Source organism: Rhodococcus sp. JS3073 (assembly GCF_026810085.1).
Lineage (GTDB): Bacteria > Actinomycetota > Actinomycetes > Mycobacteriales > Mycobacteriaceae > Rhodococcus_F > Rhodococcus_F wratislaviensis.
This window is the reverse complement of the sequence record NZ_CP113951.1, coordinates 1,746,478-1,771,743: the sequence shown is the minus strand read 5'-3', so window position 1 is coordinate 1,771,743 and position 25,266 is coordinate 1,746,478. Positions and strand designations below refer to the sequence as shown.

Here is a 25,266-nt window from a genome sequence, read left to right as displayed (position 1 = left end):
AGAACGAACCCCGCCCGGATCAGTCCTCCACGTAACGCGGGAACACGCCCGACGGCGCGGGCAACGGGGTGCCCGCCACGATGCGCGTCGGAAGGTCGCCGAACTGCCGCGCGTCGGCCTTCTGACCCAGCAGGTCGAGGATCTTCTCCGCTGCGTCCGGCATCACCGGCTGCACGAGGATGCCCACGATCCGCACCACCTCGAGCGTCACGTACAGCACCGTCGCCATCCGCTCCGGATCCGTCTTCCGCAGAACCCAGGGCTCCTGCTTGGAGAAGTACCGGTTGGTCTCGCCCAGAACCGACCAGATCGCCTCCAGCGCGAGATGCAGTGCCTGGACGTCGTATTCGGCGCGAACCCGCTCGAGCAGCGCATCCGCCTGCGCGAGCATCGCCGTGTCGTCCTCCGTCAGCTCGCCGGGGGCCGGGACCTGGGCGTCGCAGTTCTTCGCGACCATCGACAGCGACCGCTGCGCGAGGTTGCCGAGCTCGTTCGCCAGGTCGGCGTTGATCCGGGTGACGATGGCCTCGTGGCTGTAGCTTCCGTCCTGACCGTAGGAGATCTCGCGGAGCAGGAAGAAGCGCACGGCGTCGAGGCCGTACTGCTCCACCATGGCGACGGGGTCGACGACGTTGCCGACCGACTTCGACATCTTCTCGCCCTTGTTGTAGAGGAATCCGTGCACGAAGACGCGCTTCGGCAGTTCGATTCCCGCCGACATCAGGAACGCCGGCCAGTACACGGTGTGGAACCGGGTGATGTCCTTGCCGATGATGTGCAGGTTCGCCGGCCAGTACTTGCCGAACTGCTCGGAGTCGGTATCCGGGTATCCGGCGCCGGTCAGGTAGTTGGTGAGCGCATCCACCCACACGTACATGACGTGCTCGGGATGGTCGGGAACGGGAACGCCCCAGTCGAACGTCGTGCGGGAGATCGACAGGTCCTTCAGTCCGCCCTTGACGAAGCTGACGATCTCGTTGCGCCGCGTCGCGGGTGCGATGAAGTCGGGGTTCTCCTCGTACAGCCGGAGCAGCTTGTCCTGGTACTCGGACAGCTTGAAGAAGTACGTGGACTCCTCGGTCCACTCGACCGGGGTGCCCGTCTCGGTGGACAGGCGTGAACCGTCGTCCTGCAGCGTGGTCTCGGCCTCGGTGTAGAACGCCTCGTCGCGGACCGAGTACCAGCCCGAGTACGTGTCGAGGTAGATGTCGCCGTTGTCGAGCATCTTCTGCCAGATCGCCTTGCTGGCTTCTTCGTGATCGGCATCCGTGGTGCGGATGAACCGGTCGAAGGAGATGTTCAACGTCTTGTCCATGGCCTCGAACACGTCCGAGTTCCGCGCGGCGAGCTCACGGACGTCGATGCCTTCCTTGGCCGCCGTCTGCTGCATCTTCAGACCGTGCTCGTCGGTTCCCGTCATGAAATAGACGTCGAACCCGTCCAGACGCTTGAAGCGTGCGAGGGCGTCGGAGGAGATGTACTCGTAGGCGTGGCCGATGTGCGGGACGCCGTTCGGGTACGCGATCGCCGTCGTCAGATAGAAAGGTGGCCGCGAGGCGGTGGAATCAGCAGCATTCATGGTGCGACCACTCTATCTGCGCGCCACCGTTTCGTGACGCGCAGATTCGGGTTCTAGGCCGGTCCGGTGCCGTCCTCGTCGGTGACGGCGCGTGACTCGTACGCCGCGCGGGCCGACTTGTTCGTGGACCTGACCTGGTCGGGGACCATCCGTCTGATCGCGAAGTCCCGGGCGAACTGCGGAAAGACGGTGACCAGCCGGGCGAGCGGGCCGACGTACCGGGGGATGGTCACCTCGAACCGGGGCCGGTGGATCACCGCGACCACGGTCTTCGCGACGTCGGCGGGTGTCAGCAGTTTTGCCGCCCCCGTCGCCGTTCCGGCGGCGAGTTCGGTGTCGACGACACCCGGCATGATCACCGAGATCTGCACGCCCGACCCGCGCAGCTCCTCGCGGACACCGGTCAGGTAGCCGAGCACGCCGTGTTTCGTCGCTGCGTACGTCGACTCGCCGGGTGGTGCGACCTTCGACGCTGCCGACGCGACCGTGACGATCTGACCGTGGCCGCGCGCACGCATCGCCGGCGCCGCCAGTCTCACCCCGCGGATGACCCCGTGCAGGTTCACGGCGAGCTGCCGGTCCGTCGCGGATTCGGGTTCCTCGTCGAACCTTCCGACCCACATGACGCCCGCGTTGTTGACGAGCACGTCGATCGGGCCCCAATGGTCCTCGACGGCCGTGAGGAATGCCGAGAACGACCCGGTGTCGGTGACGTCCAGTTCGAGGCCCTCCACCGTCCCGCCCGCCCGGCCGAGTTCGTCCGCGGTCCGGCGGGCCGCGGCGCCGTCGACGTCGCCGATCGCGACCCGTGCACCGGCCAGTGCCAGCTGTCGGGCGATCTCCCTCCCGATTCCCCTCGCACCGCCGGTCACCGCGATCACGCGGCCGTTCATCGAGCTCGAAGTCATGGACACGGCTCCCTCCCCGTCCGGGAGAAAGTACCGCATGTGACACGTGCGGCGGCGGCGTCGACAATGTCCGCATGAGCAAAGACCGTCCCGCCCCGGATGCCCCTGCGCCGCTGTTCCCGCTCGTCGATTCGCACACCCATCTCGACGCGTGTGGAGCATCGGACGCCGCGAGCGTCACGGCGATCGTCGACCGGGCCGCCGCGGTCGGAGTGGAGCGGGTGGTCACGGTGGCCGACGACCTGGCGGCCGCGCAGTTCGCCGTCGACGCGGCCCACTGGGATTCCCGCGTGTACGCGGCCGTGGCCATCCACCCGACCCGGGCGAATGTGCTCGACGACGCGACCAGGACGGAAATCGAACGGCTCGCTCGTGATCCCCGGGTGGTCGCGGTGGGGGAGACGGGACTCGACTTCTACTGGCCCGGGAAACTCGACGGCTGTGCCACGGTCCCCGAGCAGACCGAGGGTTTCCGCTGGCACATCGACCTCGCGAAGCGGCTCGGGAAGACGCTGATGATCCACAACCGGGAGGCCGACCAGGCGCTGCTGCAGGTGCTGCGCGAGGAGGGTGCGCCGGAGTCGGTGATCTTCCACTGCTTCTCCTCGGACGCCGAGATGGCGCGCGAGTGCGTCGACGCCGGTTACGTCCTGAGCTTCTCCGGCACCGTCAGCTTCAAGAACGCGAAGGCCTTGCGGGAGGCGGCCCCACTGGTGCCGTCGGATCAGCTGATCGTCGAGACGGATGCGCCGTTCCTCACCCCGCATCCGTTCAGGGGCGCTCCCAACGAGCCGTACTGCCTCCCGTATACGGTCCGGGCGCTCGCCGAGATCCGGTGCGAGGATCCGGACGACCTGGCGAAGGCGTCCACCGCGACCGCCGAGCGTGTGTACGGCTTCCGGCCCGTGAGTGGTTAGCGAGTCCCTGGACTCGTCGGGCGCGCCCAGGGCCGATTGCCTTATGTTGAAGTTTCAAGTTAGAGAACTTAGGATCGTTGCTTGTTCAACCAACGGTCGTCCCGGTCGCGCGGGGACACCTCGATGAAAGGCACATCCATGAACAACCCCGCAGTTCGGAGCCTGGGAATCCTCGTCGCCCGCGTGGGCATCGGCATCATCTTCCTCGCCCACGGCTGGCAAAAGGCCTTCACCAACGGCCTCGACGCCACGACCGCCGGCTTCGAGGCCATGGGAGTTCCGCTTCCCGGCGTCTCGGCGTTCCTCGCGACGTGGATCGAGCTGATCGGCGGGATCGCACTCATCATCGGGGCGGCCGTCCCGATCTTCGGCATCCTGCTCTTCCTCGACATGGTCGGCGCCTTCTTCCTCGTGCACGTCGACAAGGGAATCTTCGCGAGCGAGGGCGGCTACGAGCTGGTGCTGGCCCTCGGCGTCGGCTCGCTGCTGCTCGCCGTCGTCGGATCGGGACGGTTCGGTGTCGACGGACTGCTCGGCGACAAGGTGCCGTGGGCCGCGAAGGAACGCGCCACCGTCTGATCCCGATGTGAGTGGCGAAGCGTGCCCCGGCACGCTTCGCCACTCACATGTCAGAGGACCTTGTTCAGGAAGTCCTGGGTGCGGGGCTGCTGCGGGTTGCCGAAGATCTGCTCCGGAGTTCCCTCCTCCACCACGTAACCGTCGGCCATGAAGATCACCCGGTCGGACACCTCGCGGGCGAAGCCCATCTCGTGCGTGACCACGACCATCGTCATGCCGCCCTTCGCGAGGTCGCGCAGAACCTGCAGCACCTCGCCCACCATCTCGGGGTCCAGAGCGCTGGTGGCCTCGTCGAACAGCATGATGTCCGGGTTCATCGCCAGGGCCCGCGCGATCGCGACGCGCTGCTTCTGCCCACCGGACAGGTTCGCCGGTTTCGCGTCCGCCTTCTCCGCCAGCCCGACCTGCTCCAGGAGCCGGACCGCCGTCGCCCGCGCCTCCTCCTTGGAGGCGCGCTTGGTCTGCACGGGCGCGAGCATCACGTTCTCGATCGCCGTCATGTGCGGGAACAGGTTGAAGTGCTGGAAGACCATGCCGATGTGCTGACGCACCTGATCGATGTCGATCTTCTTGTCGCTCACGTCGAACCCGTCGACCACGACGTTGCCGTCCGTGATGTCCTCGAGCCGATTGAGGCAGCGCAGGAACGTGCTCTTGCCGGAACCCGACGGCCCGATCACGCAGACCACTTCACCGCTCGCGATGTCGACGTCGAGACCCTTGAGGACCTCGTTGTCGCCGAACGACTTCTTCAGACCCTTCACCCGGATCTTCGGGTCGGCGGTCTCGGCCTTGTTCTCTGTCACCGGTGTCTCGGTCACTTGTTGATCCTCTTCTCGAGCCGGTTCGACAGCTTCGTCAGCGCCATGATGATGATGAAATACATCACGCCGATGATCAGCCACATGTTGAAGGACTGGAAGTTGCGGGCGATGATGATCCGCCCCGTCTGAGTCAGCTCGGCGAGCCCGATCACGGACAGGATCGACGTGTCCTTCAGCGTGATCACGAACTGGTTGATGTACGACGGGATCATCGTCCGCACGGCCTGTGGCATCACGACCTTCCGCATCGACTTCAGGTAGCTGATGCCGAGGCTTCGCGACGCTTCCATCTGCCCCTTGTCGACGGACAGGATGCCGCCGCGCACGATCTCGGCCATGTACGCGCCGGCGTTGAGGCTCAGCGTGATGATGCCCGCCGTGAACGCCGACATCTGGAAGTCCAGTGCCGCCGGGATGCCGAAGTAGATGAAGAAGGCCTGCACCAGCAGCGGGGTGCCGCGGAACACGTCCACGTATGTGGTGCCGATGCCGCGCAGGACGATGTTGGTCGACACCCGGAACAGGCCGAAGATCGCGCCGAGGACGAGCGCGATGGCGATCGAGATCACGGTCAGGACGATCGTGAGCCACAAACCCTCGAGCAGCAGCGGGTAGGTGCTCTTGATCAGGCCCAGGATCGAGTTGTCGTCGTCGGATGCGTCGGAGTTGAGGTAGGTGTCGAGGATCTCGTCGTACTGGCCGCTGGCCTTCAGGTTGGCGAGGCCGGTGTTGAACTCCTGCAGGAGCTGCGCGTTCTGGCCCTTCGCGACGGCGAACCCGTAGCTGGCGCCCGGGACCTTGTCGGTGACGGTCTTGAAGCCGTTTCCCTGCTTGATGCCGTACGCGAGGACGGGGTAGTCCTCGAACACGGCCGCCGAGTTACCCGTGCGGACCTCGTCGAACATGCTCGACGAGTCGGCGAAGTACTTGGTGGTGAAGCCGTACTGGTCCTTGATGGACTCGGCGTACGTGGCGCCCTCGGTGCCGTTCTTGACCGCGACGGACTTGCCGCGCAGGTCCTCGTACGAGGTGATCGAGTCGTTGCTCTCGAGCACGCCCATCTGAACACCCGACTCGAAGTACGGATCGGAGAAGTCGAACGTCGCCTTGCGGGCGTCGGTGATCGACATGCCGGCGATCATGCCGTTGGCCTGACCGCCCGTGACCGCCTGGAGTGCGGCGTCGAATCCGACAGCGTTGACCTGGTAGGTGAACCCCTGGTCCTCGGCGATGGCGGCGAGGAGGTCCATGTCGATTCCGACGAGCTTGCCGCTCTCGTCCTGGAACTCGAACGGGGCGAACGTGATGTCGGTGGCGATGGTGTAGTTGTTGCCCGGAGCGGGCTCTTGTGCGCCGGCGAGGCCGGGCGCGACGAGTGTGACGAGCAGCGTCAGCGCGGCGATCACCGCGGGCACTCTCGGACGTCTGACGAGTCTCAGAAGTCGATCGGATCTGCTGCGCACGGAACCCCAGCTTTCTCAGTCAGTAGTGCCCGGTCGCTTCCGGGCTTCTTGGTGCATGTCGCAAGATACTGCGTTCCGGGCGTGGTCCGGACCAGAAGGGATCCTTCGCGGTGAAGCGAAAACTGTCCCCGATCTCAACCTTTTCGTGATCTCGCACGCAGGTCGTAGCGGCAAAGTTGCCAGACCATCGCCGATTCGTTACCGTACCGTGATCAAACCTTCGCCAGCCTTGGGATTTCATGTGTCGCCTTTAGCCAGAATCAACAACGCCAAATCGCCCTTTCTCTACGTAGTCGTCGCGGCACTGCTCGCGACGCTCGTCGTGGGCGGTGCGCTGGCAGTGGCGCGGCACAAGACCGTCACGCTCGACGTCGACGGTGAGACCATCTCGCTCGGCACGATGGCCTCCGACGTCGGCGGCGCGCTCGACGACGCCGGGTACCCCGTCAGCGAGCGTGACGCCGTCGCTCCCGCAGCCGACGCATCACTCTCCGACGGCGACACCGTGGTGTTGCGGCGGGCCCGCGAGATCGACCTCACGGTCGACGGGCAGCCGAAGACCGTGTGGACCACCGCCCTCACCGTCGACGACGCACTGAAGCAGTTCGAACTCGCCGACGACGTCCACGTCTCGGCGTCCCGCTCCGAGCGCCTGCCGCTGGAAGGCACCTCGCTCGAGGTCGTCAACGCCAAGCTCGTGAAGGTCGCCGACGGCGGCGCACCGCTCACGGACGTCCGACTGGCAGCCCCCACCGTCGGTGAGCTCCTCGCCGCCAACGGCGCCCCGCTCGAGCAGGCCGACACCGTCGTTCCGCCCGCCGACGCCCCCGTCGTCGAAGGCACCGAGATCCACGTGACCCGCGACCGCACCGAGACCCGCACCGAGACGCTGCCCATCGCACCGCCCGAGAACCGCGTCGAGGATCCCGCGCTGGACAAGGGCAAGACCGTCGTCGAGAACCCGGGAGCCCCCGGCGAGCGCACCGTCACCGCATCCGTGAAGACGGTCAACGGTGTCGAGGCCGGACGTCAGGAGCTCAGCTCACAGGTGCTCCGCGAGCCCGCGCCGGCACTGGTCAAGGTCGGTGTGAAGGAACTCGCCATCTCCAACGCCTCCACCTGGGATTCGATCGCGCACTGCGAGGCCACCGGCAACTGGGCCATCAACACCGGCAACGGGTTCTTCGGCGGACTGCAGTTCACCCAGAGCACCTGGGAGGCGTTCGGCGGAAGCCAGTACGCCGCCCGCGCCGACCTCGCATCCCGCGAACAGCAGATCTCCGTCGCCGAGAAGGTCCAGGCGGCGCAGGGCTGGGGCGCATGGCCCGCCTGCACCAGCAAGCTCGGACTCCGCTGACGGTCTGAAGTAAAGGAACACGATGTCGCCCTTCGCGAAGATCAACTCGGCTCGCTCGCCGCTGCTCTACACCGTGGTGGCCCTGCTTCTCGCCACACTGATCGCAGGCGGAGTGATGGCCGTGGTCCGGCACAAGAACGTCACACTCGACGTGGACGGCGAGAAGATCTCGCTGAGCACCATGACCACGAGCGTCGACGCCGCCCTGTCCGACGCCGGTTATTCGATCAGCGACCGCGACGCCGTGGCACCGGAACGCGACGCGACCCTGTCCGACGGGGACACCGTGGTGCTGCGCCGCGCGCGTGAGGTGTCGCTGACGGTGGACGGTCAGCCCAAGACGGTATGGACCACCGCGCTCACCGTCGAGGACGCGCTGAAGCAGTTCGAACTCGGCGAGGACGTGCACGTGTCCGCATCCCGTTCGCAGCGACTTCCGCTCGACGGTGCGGCCCTCGAGGTGCTCAATCCGCTCGTCGTGAAGCTCGCCGACGGCGCGCTGCCGGCCACCGACGTGCGCATCGCCGCGCCGACGGTCGGAGAGTTCCTCGCCGCGCACGGCGCACCGCTCGAGCAGGCCGACACCGTCGTCCCGCCCTCGGACACCCCGCTGACCGAGGGCACGGACGTGACCGTCACCCGCGACCGCACCGAGACGAAGGTCGAGACGTTGCCGCTGGCTCCGGAGGAGCAGCGCATCGAGGATCCGACGATGAACAAGAGTCGCACCGTGCTCGAGAACCCGGGAGTGCCCGGCGTCCAGGACGTCACGTTCGCGGTCAACACCGTCAACGGCAAGGAAGTCGGACGCAACCAGGTGTCCGCGACGGTCACGACGCCGGCCCAGCCGAAGGTGATCCGCGTCGGCGCGAAGCCGGGCACCGAGGTGCCGCCCGTCGAGAACGGTTCGGTCTGGGACGCGCTCGCCCAGTGCGAGGCCACCGGCAACTGGGCCATCAACACCGGCAACGGATTCTTCGGCGGCGTCCAGTTCGACCAGAACACGTGGGAGCGCCAGGGCGGCCTCAAGTACGCGCCGCGCGCCGACCTCGCGACCCGCGAGGAACAGATCGCCGTCGCGTCGCAGACGCAGAAGACGCAGGGCTGGGGAGCGTGGCCGTCGTGCTCGGGCAGGCTCGGCGTGCGTTAAAGTTCGCCTGGTGTCCGAAGCCGAAGTACCCCCCGTCGCTCGAGGTCAGGCCGCACTGCTCGGCCCCGCCGAGGTGCGCGCGTTAGCCGAGGAGTTCGGCGTGCGCCCCACCAAACAGCTGGGGCAGAACTTCGTGCACGACGCGAACACGGTGCGCCGCATCGTCGCGACCGCAGGCGTGGGACGCGAGGACACGGTCCTCGAGGTCGGGCCCGGCCTCGGTTCGCTGACGTTGGCGCTACTCGACGTCGTCGACAAGGTGATCGCCGTCGAGATCGACCCCAACCTCGCGGCGCGGCTCCCGGTCACGGTCGCCGACCGTGCTCCGGAACTCGCGGACCGGCTGACCGTGGTCGGCGCGGATGCGATGCGGGTCAAGCCGTCCGAGATCCCCGGTGAACCCACGGCGCTCGTCGCGAATCTGCCGTACAACGTGGCGGTGCCCGTGCTGCTGCACCTGTTCTCCGAACTTCCCAGTCTCCGAACCGCTCTGGTGATGGTGCAGGCCGAGGTGGCCGACCGGCTGGCGGCGTCCCCCGGCAGCAAGATCTACGGCGTGCCGAGCGTGAAGGCCAATTTCTTCGGCGCCGTGCGGCGCGCGGGCGCCGTCGGGCGCGCGGTGTTCTGGCCCGTCCCGAAAGTCGAGTCGGGTCTCGTGCGCATCGACCGGTACGCCGAACCGCCGTGGCCCGTCGACGACGCACACCGGCGCCGCGTGTTCGCCGTGATCGACGCGGCTTTCGCTCAGCGCCGCAAGACTTTACGAGCCGCGCTCGGTGGTTGGGCGGGATCGCCCGCCGAGGCGGAGCGACGGCTGCTCGAGGCCGGCATCACGCCGTCCACCCGCGGCGAGACTCTCGACGCCGCAGCCTTCGTGCGCCTCGCCGCCACCCAGCCGTGAGTACTTGTCAACCGCGGGACGTTGACAAGTACTCACGGGGGCCGGTTCCGGGACAACCGGGGCCTCGGGTTCGTACCGGGTGAGCAAGGACTTTCCGCAGTTCGCCGGCTTCTACGACGAGCGCGTCGTGCCCACCGGCAGCGGGACCGTGGTGGTGTCGGTGACGGGGAGCGTGACCGTCCTCCCCGGTCAGGGTGCGCCGTGGGCGCCGGAGGGGATCGTGGCGCCCGTTGCCCCCGGTGTGTACGCCAATTTCATCCCCTGACCTGCGCGAGTTCGGCCCGGGGGAGACAACCGACCAGATGTGTGGTTCACTATTGGAGGTCGTAAGTTTTGTGTTTGTGTTTCCCACGCTCGCAAATCGATGGTTGCGAGCGTTTGGACGTCCTCCACAGGAATTGTCATAGACGGTCGTGTTCAATGACCCAGGTAACCGAGCCGGTTGCCTGAAGAAGTTACTGTGTTAGAGGAGATTTACATGGCAGAGGGCATCGTGAAGTGGTTCAACTCCGAGAAGGGGTTCGGCTTCATCGCCCCCGAGGATGGCAGCGCTGACGTGTTCGTCCATTACTCGGAGATCCAGAGCGGCGGCTTCCGCACGCTCGAGGAGAATCAGCGCGTTTCGTTCGAGATCGGCCAGGGCAACAAGGGCCCGCAGGCCACCGGCGTCACCCTGATCTGAGAACGGCCATGACTTCCCGGTTCGCCGGGACATGACGTTCGAGCAAGGCCCCACTCGTCAGAGTGGGGCCTTGACTCGTTTCTGCCCGGCTACGCCGACCGCAGGTGAGCGGCCTGGTACCCGAGATTCATGGCGCAGACCAGCCAGAGTTGCAGCGCGGAATTCTCCGACGGACCGAACAGCCCGATCACCGCAGCGGCACCGAGCGCCGCGGCCACGAAGAACGTGGCCGTGCCGAGCGCCCGCCGGGGTGTCGACGAGAAGATCACCACACCCGTCACGAACAGCGCCCACAGTGTGGTGGCGAGGATGGTCGCGGTGACGAACCAGGCCGTCGAATACCTGTTCGGCCACGTCCACGGCTGGGTTCCGTTGTCGAGGGTGCACACGAACGCCAACGAGAACGCCATGATCACCACCGTTGCGCCCCCGAGCGCCAGATGGCCCCCGACGAGCACCTTCCCGACTGTTCCCGTCCCCGCAGGCGCCCGCGCGCGCCCCTCCTCGACAATCGTGTGCTGCATCCCCGACTACCCCGACCTTTCCTTGTCGTCTCCTGAGTTGGACGCCGCGCAGGACCGTTCGGTTCCACGGATTTTCGGTCCACGGTGAGGGCTGAACGGCGTCTCGGTCAGGCGTTACCGTAGCGGTCGGCGAAGAGGCGGTGACGCTCACCCACCCGTCGGCACTCTTCGCGCAGCTCAGGAGGGTCGAGGACGGTGAAGTCGACGCCGAATGCGCTGAGCCAGTTGGCTATCGACGGCACGGAGTCGCCGCCGAGCGCCACCGCGCATCGTCCGTCGGGCATTTCTTCGAGGGTTCCCCAGTCTTCGTGCACCAGGGCTGCCATCTCGTCGATCGACGCGTGCAGCAGCACCCGTGCGCGGATCCGGGTGACGGCGCGGTTGATGCCCCGTGCGACGAATTCGGCGGCGCCGCCGGGCGGCAGTTCGCGGGGCACGAACCGCGGTCCGGTCGGGATCTTGGGTGTCAGGCGGTCCAGCCGGAACGACCGCCAGTCCGCGCGGGTGAGGTCCCAGGCGACGAGGTACCAGCGCAGCCCGGAGCGGACGAGCCGGTAGGGCTCCACTTCACGGCGGCTCTCGGTGCCGTCGTGGGTGCGGTAGTCGAACCGGAGTCGTTCGTGGTTGTGGCACACCGAGGCGACGGCTGACAGGACCTGCGCGTCGACGGCGCTCTTCGCGGGCTCGCGGTGGACCACGTCGACCTGCAGCGCCTCGAGGCGGTGCCGCAGGCGGGACGGCATCACCTGCCGGAGTTTGGTGAGCGCTCGTATGGACGCCTCCCCGATGCCGACCACCGAGCCGGTTGCGCCGGATTGCAGGCCGAGTGCGACGGCCAGGACTTCTTCGTCGTCGAGCAGCAGGGGCGGCATTTCCGCGCCCGCGCCGAGCTGGTAGCCACCGCCCACCCCGACCGTCGCGTCGACGGGGTAACCGAGGTCGCGGAGTTTCTCCACGTCTCGCCGGACCGTGCGTGGGGTGATGCCGAGCCGGTCGGCGAGTTCTGCCCCGGACCAGTCCTTTCGGGTCTGAAGCAGGGACAGCAGCCGGAGGAGTCGTGCCGAAGTTTCCCGCATGCGTTTCAGGATGCCATCGATAGCGGACATCTTCTGTCCTCTATCGGCGGCGGGTAACGGTAAGTAACGATTTTCCCACCAGCCCCACGAGTGTCACTACACTGGCGCCGACGCTCCACGGACCATCGCATGTGTACTTCGTGAAAATCCGACGGAAAGGTCTCAGCGTGACGCAGTTTCGTGTTCGGCCCATTTCTTCAGCAGTCAGGGTGCTGCTCGCCACCGTCATGACCGCCGCCTTCTGCCTGGCTCTGGCGGTCTCGACCACCGCGACGGCGTCCGCCTCGGCCGCCGACCTCTTCAACAGCGCGCAGGGCAGATTCGCTGCCGGTGACACCCGTGGCGCCCTCGCGGACATCGGTGGCGCCGTCGCCGGAGAACCCGGCGACACCAATGCGCTGGCATTGCAGGCCATCTACGCCGACGCCGCGGGCGATCTGATCACCCGGGAGACCGCGCTCGCCCGGCTGGGCGCTATGGACGGTGGGATGCGCGCCGGCGTCGACGGGATGCTGAACGCGATCAGAATTGCGTCGTTCACGCCGCCGAACCCACTTCCGGCCATCCAGGGTCCGTCCACCGCGATCATCGTCCTCGGTTACGGGCTGCTTCCCGACGGCGCGATGCGACCGGAATTGATCAACCGACTGCAGGCCGCGCTCGTCCAGTCGTGGGCCTCGCCGATGTCGCCGATCATCGTTACCGGCGGCAACCCGCAGAACGGCATCACCGAGGCGGCCGCGATGCAGGGCTGGTTGCAGTCGCACGGCGTCCCGGCGCAACGCATCCATCCCGAGCATCGTGCCGGATCGACGGTGGGCAACGCGCTCAACTCGGTTCCGCTCGCGCGCTCGCTCGGTGCGGGCGGCGCGATCATCGTCACGTCGGCCAACCACATCCGCAGGGCAACGGTCGATTTCAACGTCGCCGGACTACCGGTGGTCGGGGCGATGAGCGCGATCACCAGCGCCGGTCAGCTGATCGCCGAAGTCATGCCCCTGACCAAGGACCAGCAACTCGGAATGTACCGCGACGCGATCCGGGTGTTCGGCATCCCCGCCGGCTACTGACGCGACTCGTACCCGGCCACGACCGGCGGCTGCTCGACGGGATCCGCGCCGCCGGGGCTGAGCCTTCCGTGGACGGCGTCCTGCATCTTTTGCTTGTCGAGCTGGCCTTCCCAGTTCGAGACGACGAAGGTGGCGACACAGTTGCCGAGGAGGTTCACGAACACCCGCATCGAGTCCATGATCCGGTCGGCGCCGAGCAGCACCGCGACGGCCGCGACGGGGAAGATTCCGAGCGCGGTTGCGGTCGCCGACAGCGCGAGGAACGACGATCCGGGTACGCCTGCCATCCCTTTCGACGTGAGAAGCAGGATGAACAACGCGCCGAGCTGGTCGGCGACGGACAGGTCGTGGCCGGTGGCCTGGGCGAGGAACAGCGTCGAGATGGACAGGTAGATCGCGGCCCCGTCGAGGTTGAACGAGTATCCGGTCGGCACCACGAGCCCGGTCGCGGCCTGCGAGTTCCCGGCCCCGACGAGCTTGGTCATGATGCGGGGAAGCACCGCCTCGGACGAGGCGGTTCCCAGGGCGAGACCGAACTCCTCCTTGGTGTACCGGATGAACGTGAAGATGTTCAGTCCCACGGCGAACTTCGCGATCAGCGCGAGGACGAGGACGAACAGGGCTCCGGCGAGGTAGCAGCAGGCGATGAGCTTGGCGAAGCTGCCGAGTGTGGAGATTCCGTACTGGCCGATGATGAACGCCATCGCGCCGAACGCGCCGATCGGGGCGAGCCGCATGATCCAGCCGATGATGATGAAGATGATGTGGCTGAGGTGGTCGACGAATTCGAGGACCAGCGGGGGACCGTGCTCGCCGTACTTGGCCAGCGCGATGCCGAAGAGCACCGCGAAGAAGAGGACCTGCAGCAGTATGTTGTCGGCGAACGCGCCCACCACACTGGTGGGGACGATGTCCATGAGGAACTCGACGGCGCCGGGGAGTTCGCCACCGCCGGTCTTCTCCGCGACCTGCTCGGTGCCGTCGGCGAGGGTGGCCGGGTCGATGTCGAATCCGGCGCCCGGCTTGACGATGTTGCCCATGACCAGCCCGAAGAGCAGGGCGAACCCGGTGACGGCGGTGAAGTAGATCAGTGCCTTGACGCCGATTCGTCCGACGGCCTTGACGTCCCCGACCTTGGCGATTCCCGTCACGACCACCGTGAAGATCAACGGTGCGATGAGCATCTTGATCAGCTTGACGAACGTGTCGCCGATCGGTTTGAGCTCCGATCCCACCGTCGGCCACAACCAGCCGAGAGTGATGCCGCCGACGATGCCGAGGAGAAGCTGGACGAACAGGTTGGTGTACCAGGGCGATCGCGTCCCGGTCGTCGACACGTTGCCGCCGGGTGGGGGATGGGCGTCAGTGGAGATGGCCATGGGGGAACGCTAGGAAGGTGCTGTGACAGGTTCGTGTCACGAATGTTTCCGCGGTGAGAACGGCGCCCGTTCCGGGCGTGGGCGGTGCCACACTGCAGTTCGTGGCAGTATTGCGACGCACCGACCGCAGGAGGACACATGCGCTTGTCGCCCCACGAGCAGGAGCGTCTGCTCCTGAGCTACGCCGCGGAACTCGCGCGCAGGCGCCGGCAGCGCGGTCTCGTGTTGAACCACCCGGAGGCGGTGGCCCTCATCACGGATCACATCCTCGAGGGGGCCCGCGACGGCCGGTCGGTGGCGGACCTGATGGTGTCCGGTCGCGAGGTGCTCACCCGGTCCGACGTGATGGAAGGCGTCCCGGAGATGCTGCACGACGTGCAGGTGGAGGCCACGTTCCCGGACGGAACCAAGCTCGTCACCGTCCACGATCCGATTGCGTAGGGGTGACCGTGATTCCAGGTGAAGTCGTGTGCGCCGAGGGCGTGATCGAGCTCAACGAGGGTTCTCCCCGCACGGAACTCGAGGTGGTCAACACCGGTGACCGTCCGGTCCAGGTCGGGAGCCACGTTCATTTTCCGCAGGCCAACCACGCCCTGCGGTTCGACCGTTCCGCCGCCCACGGGCTACGGCTGGACATTCCCGCCGGCACCGCAGTGCGTTTCGAACCGGGTATCGCGCAGACGATTTCACTCGTTCCCCTGCGCGGGACCCGTGAAGTGCACGGGCTGAGCCTCACTCCTCCCGGAAAGCTGGACGCGTCATGACCGAACTCAGCCGCGCACGCTACGCCGAGCTGTTCGGTCCCACGACCGGTGACCGCATCCGGCTCGCCGACACCGACCTTCTGATCGAGATCACCGAGGACCGCAGCGGCGGTCCGGGACTGGCCGGCGACGAAGCCGTGTTCGGTGGCGGAAAAGTGTTGCGCGAGTCCATGGGTCAGGGGCGCGCGACCCGCGCCGAGGGTGCGCCGGACACGGTGATCACCGGCGTGGTGGTCGTCGACCACTGGGGAATCATCAAGGCGGACATCGGTATTCGGGACGGACGCATCGTCGCGCTCGGCAAAGCGGGCAATCCTGACACGATGTCGGGGGTCCACCCCGATCTTGTGGTGGGTCCGTCCACCGAGATCATCGCCGGGAACGGCAAGATCCTCACTGCCGGTGGTATCGACTGCCACGTGCACTTCATCTGCCCGCAGATCATGGACGAGGCGCTGGGCGGCGGCATCACGACGATGATCGGCGGCGGCACCGGCCCCGCCGAGGGCAGCAAGGCCACCACCGTCACCCCCGGTTCGTGGCACACCGCCCGGATGCTGGAGGCACTCGACGGCTGGCCGATGAACATCGCCCTGCTCGGCAAGGGCAACACGGTCAGCTCCGAGTCGATGTGGGAGCAGTTGCGCGGCGGCGTCTCCGGGTTCAAGCTGCACGAGGACTGGGGTTCGACTCCGGCGGCCATCGACGCGTGCCTCACCGTCGCGGACGCTGCGGGAGTGCAGGTGGCCCTCCACTCGGACACGTTGAACGAGGCCGGCTTCGTCGAGGACACTCTCGCGGCCATCGCCGGCCGGGCGATCCACGCCTATCACACGGAGGGGGCGGGCGGCGGCCACGCGCCGGACATCATCACGGTGGCCGCGCACGCGAACGTCCTGCCGAGTTCGACCAACCCGACCCGCCCGCACACGGTCAACACGCTCGACGAGCACCTCGACATGCTCATGGTGTGCCATCACCTGAGCCCGAAGATCCCGGAAGACCTGGCGTTCGCGGAAAGCCGCATCCGGCCGTCCACCATCGCGGCGGAGGATCTGCTCCACGACCTCGGCGCCATCTCCATGATCGGCAGCGACTCGCAGGCGATGGGACGCATCGGCGAGGTCGTGTTGCGCACGTGGCAGACGGCGCACGTGATGAAACGCCGACGGGGTTTCCTGGCAGGCGACAACGGCGCCGACAACCAGCGCGTCCAACGCTACGTGGCGAAGTACACGATCTGCCCCGCCGTCGCGCACGGGCTGGAGGACGAGATCGGATCGGTCGAGGTCGGCAAGCTCGCCGACCTGGTGCTGTGGGATCCGGCGTTCTTCGGTGTCCGGCCGCACGCGGTGATCAAGGGCGGGATGATCGCCTGGGCTGCGATGGGAGATGCCAACGCGTCCATACCGACTCCGCAACCGGTGCTTCCGCGCCCGATGTTCGGGGCGGCGCCCAAGGCGGCGGCCGCCACGTCCGTGCACTTCGTCGCACCGCACGCGCTCGAGGACGGACTGGCGGATCGGCTCGACCTGAGCCGTCGGCTGGTGCCGGTCGCGAACGTGCGGTCGCGGGGCAAGGCCGACATGCCCCGCAACGACGCGCAGCCGCGGATCGAGGTGGACCCGGACACGTTCACGGTCCGCATCGACGGCGACGTGTGGGAAGAGCAGCCGGCGGCGGAACTGCCGATGGCCCAGCGATACTTCCTGTTCTGATGCGCCTCGCTCACCTGATGTCCCTCGCCGACTCGAGGCTGCCCACGGGCGGTCACGTGCATTCGGGCGGCATCGAGGAGGCCGTCGCCAGCGGTGTCGTCCGCGACGTCGCCACGATGGAGGCGTTCCTGCGGCGACGGATCCGGACCGCCGGGCTCGTCGGGGGATCGATCACCGCGGCGGTGTGCGCCGGCCGTCTCACCGCCGAACGCGCCGACGCCGAGATGGATGCGCGAACCCCGTCCCCGGCGGCGCGGTCGTCGTCGCGGGCGCAGGGGAGAGGTCTGCTGCGGCTGGCCCGCACCACGTGGCCGGAGCACGACTGGTCGCCGGTCGGGATGCGTCCGCACCTGCCCGTGATCTCCGGGGTGGTCGGATCCGTCACGGCGGTCGGGCCCCGCGAAGCTGCGCTGGTCGTCGTCTACACCACCATGACCGGGTCCGCGATCGCCGCGCAGCGTCTGCTCGCTCTCGACCCCGCGCAGGTCGCCGCGTGCACGTTCGCACTGTCCGACCTGTGCGACGACGTCGCCGACCAGTGCGTGACCGGACTGTCCAGCGTGTCCGACCCCTTCATGGATGTCGTCGCCGAGCGGCACGTTCTACGGGATCGCCCCCTGTTCGTGTCGTGACACTCAGCTGTACCCCAGTAAGGAGAGATCAACCATGCCACCGCATTTCATCGATGGTGAACCCCACGACCACCAGCACGACCGTCCCCGGCGGGTCCGGGTGGCGGGGGAGCCGGTCCGGATCGGGATCGGCGGGCCCGTCGGATCGGGCAAGACGGCGCTCGTCGCCGCGCTGTGCAGGCAACTGCGCGAAGAGTTGTCGCTGGCCGTGCTCACCAACGACATCTACACCACCGAGGACGCGGACTTCCTGCGCCGCCACGCCGTGCTGCCGGACGAGCGCATCGCCGCTGTGCAGACCGGTGGCTGCCCCCATACGGCGATCCGCGACGACATCACCGCCAACCTCGACGCCATCGACGACCTGATCGCGGCCAACCCGCCGCTCGACCTGATCCTGGTGGAGTCGGGCGGCGACAACCTCACCGCGACGTTCTCCTCGGGCCTGATCGATGTGCAGATCTTCGTCGTCGACGTCGCGGGTGGTGACAAGGTTCCCCGCAAGGGTGGTCCCGGTGTGACGTTCTCGGATCTCCTCGTGATCAACAAGACCGACCTCGCCCCCATGGTCGGAGCCGACCTCGGGGTGATGCGCCGCGACGCCGAGCAGGTCCGCGAGGGGAGGCCCACGGCGCTGATCTCGTTGACGGAGGACCCGTCGTCCGGACCGGCTCTGGAGTGGGTGCGCGAGCAGGTGCGCACCCTCGCCGACGTGCACCAGTAGTGCGCACCGAACTGACGATCGTCGCGTCCCCCGATCGCAGTCCGCGGATCTCCGCGGTCGGGGGATTGGCGGCGCGGATCACCGGCCGCGACACGGTCCACGTGATCGGCACCGCCGCGACCCCGCTCGGCGGCGACCACTGGGACGTCACCGTCCGGGTGCTGTCGGGTGCCCGGCTGACGCTGCGCAGCGTCGCGGCGTCCCTGGCCCTGCCCGGCCGGGGTCGTGTGCTGTCCACGGCGCAGTGGTCGGTGGAGGTCGAGGACGACGCCGTGCTCGACTGCGCGCTCGAACCCACGGTGATCGCGGGCGGCGCGGAGCATCGCGTCGAGACGACGGTGACCCTCGCCGAGTCGTCCACCCTGTTGTTGCGTGAGCGGGTGCAGATCGGGCGGGCAGGGGAGACGACGGGACGCTGGGTCGGGGTCACGAACGCCGATCTCGGCGCCCTGCCGCTGCTCCGGCACCAGCTGGAACTCGGCGTCGGCACCGTCTCGCACGACGTCCTGGACGGCCCGGCGGCCGTCACGAGTGAACTGCGGTACCCGGACGATCGGCCCGCGGACGTCACGGGCGACATCCGGTCGGCGCGGACCCGTCTGCCCCTGGCGCGCGGCGGCAGCCTCACCACCCGGCTCGGCCCGCACCTGTGACGCAGGTGAGCGGCAAAGTGCGTGATGGTGCGCATTTCCGCACCCGTACCGGGAGCGCCTAAGCTCTACCCTTGTGCTTTCCGTCGTTCCTCGCCCCGTCGTAGTCAGGGCCCCGTCCAAGGTCAATCTGCATCTGGCCGTCGGGGACCTGCGCGACGACGGCTATCACGAGCTGAACACGGTGTTCCAGGCGCTCTCGCTCAGCGACACGGTGTCCGTGGTCCCCGCGGAGACGCTGTCGGTGACGGTCCGCGGCGAGGACGCCCGCGTCGTACCCACCGACAGCGGCAACCTCGTGTGGCAGGCCGCCGAGATGCTCGCGGCCGAGTCGGGGCGGCGCCCGGACGTCGAGATCGCCATCGACAAGGGCATCCCGGTGGCCGGGGGTATGGCCGGTGGCAGCGCGGACGCCGCGGCGACGCTGGTCGGGCTCAACGCGCTGTGGCAACTCGACCTGTCGCGTGAAGAACTCGACGGGTTCGCCGCGAAGCTCGGCAGCGACGTTCCGTTCTCCCTCCACGGTGGCACCGCGGTCGGGACGGGACGCGGCGAGCGTCTCCTGCCGGTGCTCTCCCGCAGCACGTTCCACTGGGTGCTCGCGCTCGCGAAGGGCGGCTTGAGCACACCGACCGTGTTCCGGGAGCTGGACCGGCTGCGTGCCGACGGGAATCCGCCGCGCCTCGGCGGACCCGAAGACCTGATGCACGCGCTCACGACGGGGGACGCCGCAACGCTGGCCCCGTTGCTGGGCAACGACCTGCAGTCGGCGGCGCTGTCGCTGAATCCGGGCCTGCGGCGGACGCTGCGTGCCGGGGTCGCGGCGGGCGCATTGGCCGGCATCGTGTCCGGGTCCGGCCCGACCTGTGCTTTTTTATGTGCTGAAGCGGATGCCGCGGTCCGGGTCAGCGCAGAACTCGCAGGTGCGGGGGTGTGTCGCACGGTGCGAGTCGCCAGCGGACCCGTACCGGGCGCCCGAATAATCAATGACGCGGCGGAGGGATCGCACTGATGGCGAATCTGATCAATCTCGAGCAGGTATCGAAGTCCTTCGGCATCAAGCCGCTGCTCGATTCGGTATCCCTCGGAGTGCAGGAAGGCGAACGCATCGGCGTCGTCGGCCTCAACGGCGGTGGCAAGACCACCATGCTCGAGGTGCTCGCCGGAGTGGAGGCGCCCGATTCCGGACGTGTCAGCCGGGTCGGCGGCCTGCGGATGGCGGTGGTGACCCAGCGCGGCGTCCTGCCACCCGGCTCGAGCGTCGGCGACGTGGTGCTCGGACCGCTCGGTGTGGCCGACCACGAGTGGGCGGGCGACGCCCGCATCCGGTCGATCCTGGCCGGCATCGGGATCGACAACCTGGGGCTCGAGGTGTCGGTCGACGGGCTGTCGGGTGGTGAGCGGCGGCGCGTCGCGCTGGCCGCCGCGCTCGTCCAGGACCTCGATCTGCTGGTGCTGGACGAGCCGACCAACCACCTCGACGTCGAGGGTGTGCAGTGGCTGGCGGAACATCTCGTCAGCCGGCGCAGCGCGCTCGTTGTCGTGACCCACGACCGGTGGTTCCTCGACACCGTGGCCAACCGCACGTGGGAAGTGGTGGGCGGCAAGGTCGAAAGCTACGAGGGCGGATACAACGACTGGATCTTCGCCCGGGCAGAGCGCTCCCGGCAGGCCGACGCGTCCGAGGAACGTCGCCGCAACCTCGCCCGCAAGGAATTGGCCTGGCTGCGGCGCGGTGCACCCGCCCGCACGTCCAAGCCCAAGTACCGGATCGAGGCCGCCGAGGCGTTGATCGCGGACGTCCCACCGCCCCGCGACAACGTGGCGCTGGCGTCGTTCGCGCAGCGCCGCCTCGGCAAGGTCGTCATCGAACTCGAGGATGCGCGCCTGGAGACGCCGGACGGCCGGGTGCTCGTCGACGACCTCACCTGGCGGTTGGCGCCGGGGGAGCGTGTCGGTCTGGTCGGCGTCAACGGCTCCGGCAAGACGACGCTTCTGCGCACACTCGCCGGGGAGATCGCGCCGGCGTCGGGCAAGCGCATCCAGGGGCAGACGGTGCACATCGGCTGGCTCCGTCAGGAACTCGACGACCTGCCGACGAACATGCGGGTGCTCGAGGCCGTCAAGGATGTCGCCGAGCGGATCACGTTGGGCGACAAGGAGGTGTCGGCCGGGCAGCTCGCCGAACGGCTGGGCTTCACGCCGGCCCGGCAGCGGACCCCGGTCGGTGACCTGTCCGGTGGCGAGCGGCGGCGGCTGCAGCTGACCCGTGTGCTGATGTCGGAGCCGAACGTACTGCTGCTCGACGAGCCGACCAACGACCTCGACATCGACACGCTGCAGCAACTCGAGGACATCCTCGACGGCTGGGCGGGCACGATGGTCGTCATCAGCCACGACCGGTACCTGATCGAACGCATCTGTGACTCCACGTGGGCGTTGTTCGGCGACGGCAAGCTGACCAACCTGCCCGGTGGGATCGAGGACTATCTGCGTCGCCGGGCGAAGATGGTCGACACCGGCGCACCGTCGGTGGCGTCGACGGCCACCGGTGCGTCGGCCCCCAAGCAGGTGCGGGACGGGGCCGCCGAACGCACCGCGCGCAAGGAACTGTCGCGGCTCGAGCGTGCGGTGGCGAAGCTGGACGACCGGGAGCGGAAGCTGCACGAGAAGCTGGCAGAGGCGGCCACCGATCCGGACAGACTGCAGAAGCTCGACACTGAGCTCAAGCAGGTCGTCGCGGAGAAGGAAGCCACCGAGGAACAGTGGATGGAGCTGGCCGCCGAGCTGGACTAGCGACCCCGCCCGGTCACCACTCGATCCGGTAGTCGTACATCCAGCGCAGACTGTCGCGGCGGCCGACCATCCGCATGACGGTCGGCAGGGTCAGGTCGCGGATCACGCGCCCGATGGGTCCGGGTGCCTTGCCGCTGCCGTTTCGCTTGCCCTGGGCGACGATTCGCTCGACCCGGGTGCGGCGGGCGGTCTCGTACGCTGCGAGGGCGCCGGCGGTGTCCGGGTGTTCGCGCAGGCATCGCGCGAGCACGACGGCGTCCTCGATCGCCATGGACGCCCCCTGCCCGGACGACGGTGACGTGGCGTGCGCCGCGTCCCCGATGATCACCATCCGCTCGTTGCGCCACGTCGGCACGGTCGGAAGGTCGTAGGTGCTCCAGCTCCGGATGATGTGCTCGGTGGCGTCGATGATCTGCAGGGCCGGTCCGGCGTCACGGGAGAACAGCTCGGTCAGTTCGGCGCGCTGCTGCTCCGGCGTGATCGAGGCGAGTTCCTCGGTCGACGGTTCCGTGCGGCGCCCGGGGTTGGCGAACCACCAGACGTCACCGCTCGGATGGATGAGATAGCCGAAGAAGCACCGCTTGCCGAAGAGGAAGTGGGCCGCGCCGGGTTCGCCGTCCAGGGCGAGACCGGTCGCGAATCCGCCGGTGTTGAGGAGGCCGAGATACCGGGGGTCGGGTGCGTGCGGGTCGAGGACGGACCGGGTGCGCGACCGGAGCCCGTCGGCCCCGACGAGCAGATCGCCTTCGGCCGTCGTGCCGTCCGTGAAGTCGGCGTGGACTCGATCCCCGTCCAGGCGGGCGTCCCGGAGTTGCTTGCCGTACTCGATGCGTACGCCCCGTCGCACTGCCTCGTCGCGCAGGGTGCGGTAGAGGTCGGCGCGGCGCAACGTCTGGGACGGCGTGCCGAAGGAGGTGAGGCCTCCGTTGTCGAATTCGGCCAGCTGTTTCCCGGTTCCGCTGACGATCCGCATTCTGCGGGTGTCCATCCCGAGTCCGGCGACCTGACGATCGAGATCCAGTAAGTGCAGTCCCTCCAGGCCGTTGGTCGCGAGGGTCAGGAATGCGCCCACGCCGTCCGCGCCGTGATCGTGCGCTTCGTACACCACGGGGTCGAGGCCGGCCCGTTGCATGGCCATCGCCGTGACCGGGCCGGCGATGCCTCCTCCGATGATCGAAACGGTGATAGTCATAATGTGACTATACATAGAATGACCAACTCGCATCTGCGGATATGCTCGACGAATGTCTTCACCTCGTAGATCCGTGCTGGCGATGGCCGTGCTGTCGATGCTGTCGGAAGGGCCGATGCACGCCTACCGCATGCAGCAACTGATCAAGGAGCGGCACAAGGACGAGGTCGTCAACGTCGCGCAGCGCAACAGTGTGTACCAGACGATCGAACGCCTGCTGCGCGACGGATTGATCGAGGTCGAGTCGACGGAACGGGCCGAGAATCGCCCCGAACGCACGACGTACCGGCTCACCGGAACGGGCGCGACGACGTTGACGCAGTGGCTGCGGGGGATGGTCGCGGAGCCGGCCCGCGAGTTCCCGGAATTTCCGGCCGCGCTGGCATTCCTGCCGAGTCTCGGCTCCGACGACGCGCTCGGTGCCCTGCGTTCGCGGATCACCGTGCTCGAACAGCAACTGGCCGGGCTCGACGCCGGCCTCGCCGAGGCCGGGACGTTTCTTCCGCGACTGTTCGTCGTCGAGGACGAGTACCGGCGGGCGGTCCTGCTCGCCGAACTCGACTACGTCCGCTCGCTGGCCGACGACGTCGCGGCGGGCGAACTGCGCTGGTAGGGCCGGCCCGTCAGAACCGCACCGACAGGACTCCGTCGCGGTCCGTGACGTGCACGGACCTCCCGATCGCCGACCGCGCCGGGGTCTGTGCGAACGCGGACAGCGCGACCGCCTCCTCGGGGCCGGTATGTCCGGCGAGACGCCTGCCGTCGGGGGTGTGGGCGACGACGAAGCCGGTCGCCGGGGCGCCGTCCCGGCCGTACTCCACCGTGGAGGTGACGATGTCGGCTTGCCCGTCGTAGCCGGTGACGAGTTCCGGCGCCTCCGACGAGAGTTGCGCCGGCTCCGGATCGCCGACGTAGCCGCCCGGATGCGGGGCGCCCGCCAGCACCACGACGTGCTGGTACGTCAGATAGCCGCCGTTGCCGTGGACCAGGGCCGGTCCCGCGCCCTCCCGCAGTCGGCGGGTGACCTCGGCGATCGAGTGCAGCGTGTAACTGTTGAGAGGACCACCGAAGAAGGAGTGACCGCCCGTCACGCTCGGCACGGTGCTTGCGGGCAGGCCGAGCGTGCGGACCAGTAGCTTCGGCACCACCGGGAAGCAGCTGTACGCGTCGACGATGTCGAGCGCCGAGGCGTCGATCGAGGCCCGCGACAGTGCCCGGTGCACAGCGTCCGTCATCGCCGCGGACGTGCCGAAACCGTTGCGGCTCAGTACGTCCACGGGATCGGTGGCTCCCGCGCCGCCCCACAGGTACACCGTGCGGTCGTCCGGAACGCCGTGGTCCCGAGCGACCGCCAGGGAGCACACCAGCACCGCGGCGGCCTGATCGACGAACGGCATGGCGTTGAGCATCAACGGGTACGGCTCGCACACCATCCGATTGCCCGGACTCACCGTGGCGATCTCCTCGGCGGAATACACCTCGGACGTCCACGACGCCGGGTTCTTCGCCGCCAGTTCGGAGAAGGCCGAATACATCCGGGCCGACTCCGACAGAGACTCGTCGGGGCCCAGACCCGATTCGTGCGCCACCCGGTTCTCGAACAACGGGTACACCCGGGTCGGAACGATCAGGCCGGCCCGCTGCATCGCGGGACTACCGAGATCCGCCGGATCGAAGGCGGGAGGACCGCCCGGCGCCGACGTCCAGCCCAGTGACGCCGGATCGGTGCCCGACTTCCGGAGCCCCGTCATGGTCGCCTGCGACTCACCGCCGACGAGGAGCACTGCTGCCGACCGGCCCGCGGCGATGTCGTCACCGACGCGGTCGAGGAGCGCGGCGGGCCAGTGGCCGCCGATCGGGGAGGTGCTCGATCGTGGCGACGGCAGATTCAGCCGGGCGGCCAGCAGTCCGGGGAGGTCGTCGTACGACCAGCTGACGGTCTTCACCGCATGGATTGCGTCGATCCGGGAGCCGAGGTGCGCGGAGCCGCTGTCGGCGAGAGCGGCACGCGCGGCCTCCGTGATCAGGTCGAGCGGTTCACGCGGGGCGGCCGGATCGCCTGCGCGGCCGGAGCGGATGTCGCCGACTCCGACGATCACCGGTATGCGGCTCGGATCCATGGATTCCCCTCTCGCGTGACCACGTCAGCGTCACGATAGCGCCGGACGAGATACCTGTGGATTCGGGGTCACAGCAATCTCGTCCGGCGTCCGGTCTTTCGGGTCCTTCGGCCCGGCGGAGATCGGCCGGATATCAAAAAGTACTGTGCAGCAGGTGAATTCGGACGACGGTGGGCTGGGGTGTGGAGTCCTCGGGCCGGCGGAAGTGCGCAGGCCCGGGCAGTCATCAGGTGAGGCTAGCCTAAGGTAGTGTGAGTGGCG

General features: G+C 68.0%; 26 protein-coding genes. 17 read left to right on the top strand and 9 right to left on the bottom strand.

From position 1 onward, the window contains the following. Positions 1–19 precede the first annotated feature (19 nt). Positions 20–1,579 (bottom strand): methionine--tRNA ligase, encoded by a 1,560-nt coding sequence (metG, locus tag OYT95_RS08295; protein ID WP_112300525.1) that lies wholly within the window; start codon positions 1,577–1,579, stop codon positions 20–22. Positions 1,580–1,632: 53 nt separating this feature from the next. Continuing rightward, entirely contained in the window at positions 1,633–2,526 is an 894-nt protein-coding gene (locus OYT95_RS08290; RefSeq protein WP_268791160.1) for an SDR family oxidoreductase, read from the bottom strand. A gap of 35 nt (positions 2,527–2,561) precedes the next feature. Here OYT95_RS08290 and OYT95_RS08285 point away from each other — a divergent pair, with 35 nt between their 5' ends. Both OYT95_RS08285 and OYT95_RS08280 read left to right on the top strand, forming a co-directional pair. Then, positions 2,562–3,404 carry a TatD family hydrolase gene (locus OYT95_RS08285; protein ID WP_268791159.1) on the top strand — a complete coding sequence of 281 codons (843 nt, stop codon included), beginning with the start codon at positions 2,562–2,564 and terminating at the stop codon, positions 3,402–3,404. 138 nt (positions 3,405–3,542) lie between these two features. Next, a complete protein-coding gene (locus OYT95_RS08280) occupies positions 3,543–3,983 on the top strand; it encodes a DoxX family protein (RefSeq protein WP_112300522.1) in 441 nt (146 codons plus the stop codon). A 50-nt stretch (positions 3,984–4,033) separates the two neighbouring features. Here OYT95_RS08280 and OYT95_RS08275 read toward each other — a convergent pair whose 3' ends face one another. Next, complete coding sequence (locus OYT95_RS08275) at positions 4,034–4,804, bottom strand: amino acid ABC transporter ATP-binding protein (protein WP_112300521.1); 771 nt, start codon at positions 4,802–4,804, stop codon at positions 4,034–4,036. Next, positions 4,801–6,270 carry an amino acid ABC transporter substrate-binding protein/permease gene (locus OYT95_RS08270; protein WP_370180812.1) on the bottom strand — a complete coding sequence of 490 codons (1,470 nt, stop codon included), beginning with the start codon at positions 6,268–6,270 and terminating at the stop codon, positions 4,801–4,803. Before OYT95_RS08270 ends, OYT95_RS08275 begins: the two co-directional genes overlap by 4 nt. Before the next feature lie 241 nt (positions 6,271–6,511). Here OYT95_RS08270 and OYT95_RS08265 point away from each other — a divergent pair, with 241 nt between their 5' ends. The 5 genes from OYT95_RS08265 (at position 6,512) to OYT95_RS08245 (ending at position 10,360) form a co-directional block, all read left to right on the top strand. After that, entirely contained in the window at positions 6,512–7,627 is a 1,116-nt protein-coding gene (locus OYT95_RS08265; protein WP_268791158.1) for a resuscitation-promoting factor, read from the top strand. A 22-nt stretch (positions 7,628–7,649) separates the two neighbouring features. Continuing rightward, on the top strand, positions 7,650–8,777 hold the full coding sequence (locus OYT95_RS08260) for a resuscitation-promoting factor (protein WP_128639396.1): 1,128 nt from the start codon (positions 7,650–7,652) through the stop codon (positions 8,775–8,777). A 10-nt stretch (positions 8,778–8,787) separates the two neighbouring features. Then, a complete protein-coding gene (gene rsmA / locus OYT95_RS08255) occupies positions 8,788–9,678 on the top strand; it encodes a 16S rRNA (adenine(1518)-N(6)/adenine(1519)-N(6))-dimethyltransferase RsmA (protein WP_112300518.1) in 891 nt (296 codons plus the stop codon). A 79-nt stretch (positions 9,679–9,757) separates the two neighbouring features. Then, the gene (locus OYT95_RS08250; protein WP_128639394.1) at positions 9,758–9,943 is read left to right on the top strand and encodes a hypothetical protein; all 186 of its coding nucleotides are present in this window, start codon (positions 9,758–9,760) and stop codon (positions 9,941–9,943) included. Positions 9,944–10,156: 213 nt separating this feature from the next. After that, positions 10,157–10,360: a cold-shock protein gene (locus tag OYT95_RS08245; RefSeq protein WP_005255446.1), complete on the top strand. Its 204-nt coding sequence runs from the start codon at positions 10,157–10,159 to the stop codon at positions 10,358–10,360. An 89-nt stretch (positions 10,361–10,449) separates the two neighbouring features. On the opposite strand, the gene OYT95_RS08240 is transcribed toward OYT95_RS08245, so the two are convergent. Both OYT95_RS08240 and OYT95_RS08235 read right to left on the bottom strand, forming a co-directional pair. Further along, positions 10,450–10,884, bottom strand: coding sequence for a hypothetical protein (locus OYT95_RS08240; RefSeq protein WP_128639392.1), 435 nt, complete (start codon positions 10,882–10,884; stop codon positions 10,450–10,452). 107 nt (positions 10,885–10,991) lie between these two features. Further along, positions 10,992–11,960, bottom strand: a complete 969-nt coding sequence (locus OYT95_RS08235) for a helix-turn-helix transcriptional regulator (RefSeq protein WP_268792218.1) — start codon at positions 11,958–11,960, stop codon at positions 10,992–10,994. 227 nt (positions 11,961–12,187) lie between these two features. Between OYT95_RS08235 and OYT95_RS08230 the strand changes: the two genes are divergently transcribed. Beyond that, positions 12,188–13,030 carry a YdcF family protein gene (locus tag OYT95_RS08230; protein ID WP_037244232.1) on the top strand — a complete coding sequence of 281 codons (843 nt, stop codon included), beginning with the start codon at positions 12,188–12,190 and terminating at the stop codon, positions 13,028–13,030. Here the strand turns inward: OYT95_RS08230 and OYT95_RS08225 are convergent. Continuing rightward, positions 13,024–14,409, bottom strand: coding sequence for a cation:dicarboxylate symporter family transporter (locus tag OYT95_RS08225; protein ID WP_037243830.1), 1,386 nt, complete (start codon positions 14,407–14,409; stop codon positions 13,024–13,026). The genes OYT95_RS08230 and OYT95_RS08225 overlap by 7 nt on opposite strands. A gap of 138 nt (positions 14,410–14,547) precedes the next feature. Between OYT95_RS08225 and OYT95_RS08220 the strand changes: the two genes are divergently transcribed. The 8 genes from OYT95_RS08220 (at position 14,548) to OYT95_RS08185 (ending at position 21,693) form a co-directional block, all read left to right on the top strand. Next, positions 14,548–14,850: an urease subunit gamma gene (locus OYT95_RS08220; RefSeq protein ID WP_037243832.1), complete on the top strand. Its 303-nt coding sequence runs from the start codon at positions 14,548–14,550 to the stop codon at positions 14,848–14,850. 8 nt (positions 14,851–14,858) lie between these two features. Further along, positions 14,859–15,173: an urease subunit beta gene (locus OYT95_RS08215; protein WP_128642177.1), complete on the top strand. Its 315-nt coding sequence runs from the start codon at positions 14,859–14,861 to the stop codon at positions 15,171–15,173. Beyond that, entirely contained in the window at positions 15,170–16,891 is a 1,722-nt protein-coding gene (locus OYT95_RS08210) for an urease subunit alpha (RefSeq protein ID WP_128639390.1), read from the top strand. The genes OYT95_RS08215 and OYT95_RS08210 overlap by 4 nt, the downstream gene beginning before the upstream one ends. Then, on the top strand, positions 16,891–17,523 hold the full coding sequence (locus tag OYT95_RS08205; protein ID WP_112300515.1) for an urease accessory protein UreF: 633 nt from the start codon (positions 16,891–16,893) through the stop codon (positions 17,521–17,523). The genes OYT95_RS08210 and OYT95_RS08205 overlap by 1 nt, the downstream gene beginning before the upstream one ends. A gap of 34 nt (positions 17,524–17,557) precedes the next feature. Beyond that, the gene (gene ureG, locus OYT95_RS08200) at positions 17,558–18,247 is read left to right on the top strand and encodes an urease accessory protein UreG (RefSeq protein WP_112300514.1); all 690 of its coding nucleotides are present in this window, start codon (positions 17,558–17,560) and stop codon (positions 18,245–18,247) included. Further along, on the top strand, positions 18,247–18,900 hold the full coding sequence (locus OYT95_RS08195; protein ID WP_128639388.1) for an urease accessory protein UreD: 654 nt from the start codon (positions 18,247–18,249) through the stop codon (positions 18,898–18,900). Before ureG ends, OYT95_RS08195 begins: the two co-directional genes overlap by 1 nt. Positions 18,901–18,973: 73 nt before the next feature. Beyond that, a complete protein-coding gene (locus tag OYT95_RS08190; RefSeq protein WP_037243841.1) occupies positions 18,974–19,909 on the top strand; it encodes a 4-(cytidine 5'-diphospho)-2-C-methyl-D-erythritol kinase in 936 nt (311 codons plus the stop codon). Further along, a complete protein-coding gene (locus OYT95_RS08185) occupies positions 19,909–21,693 on the top strand; it encodes an ABC-F family ATP-binding cassette domain-containing protein (RefSeq protein ID WP_037243842.1) in 1,785 nt (594 codons plus the stop codon). Before OYT95_RS08190 ends, OYT95_RS08185 begins: the two co-directional genes overlap by 1 nt. 13 nt (positions 21,694–21,706) lie before the next feature. Here OYT95_RS08185 and OYT95_RS08180 read toward each other — a convergent pair whose 3' ends face one another. Further along, positions 21,707–22,885, bottom strand: a complete 1,179-nt coding sequence (locus OYT95_RS08180) for an FAD-dependent oxidoreductase (RefSeq protein WP_128639386.1) — start codon at positions 22,883–22,885, stop codon at positions 21,707–21,709. A 52-nt stretch (positions 22,886–22,937) separates the two neighbouring features. Here OYT95_RS08180 and OYT95_RS08175 point away from each other — a divergent pair, with 52 nt between their 5' ends. Further along, entirely contained in the window at positions 22,938–23,498 is a 561-nt protein-coding gene (locus OYT95_RS08175) for a PadR family transcriptional regulator (protein ID WP_128639384.1), read from the top strand. A gap of 10 nt (positions 23,499–23,508) precedes the next feature. On the opposite strand, the gene OYT95_RS08170 is transcribed toward OYT95_RS08175, so the two are convergent. Beyond that, positions 23,509–25,005, bottom strand: coding sequence for an acetyl-CoA acetyltransferase (locus OYT95_RS08170; protein WP_268791157.1), 1,497 nt, complete (start codon positions 25,003–25,005; stop codon positions 23,509–23,511). Between the last annotated feature and the right edge of the window lie 261 nt (positions 25,006–25,266).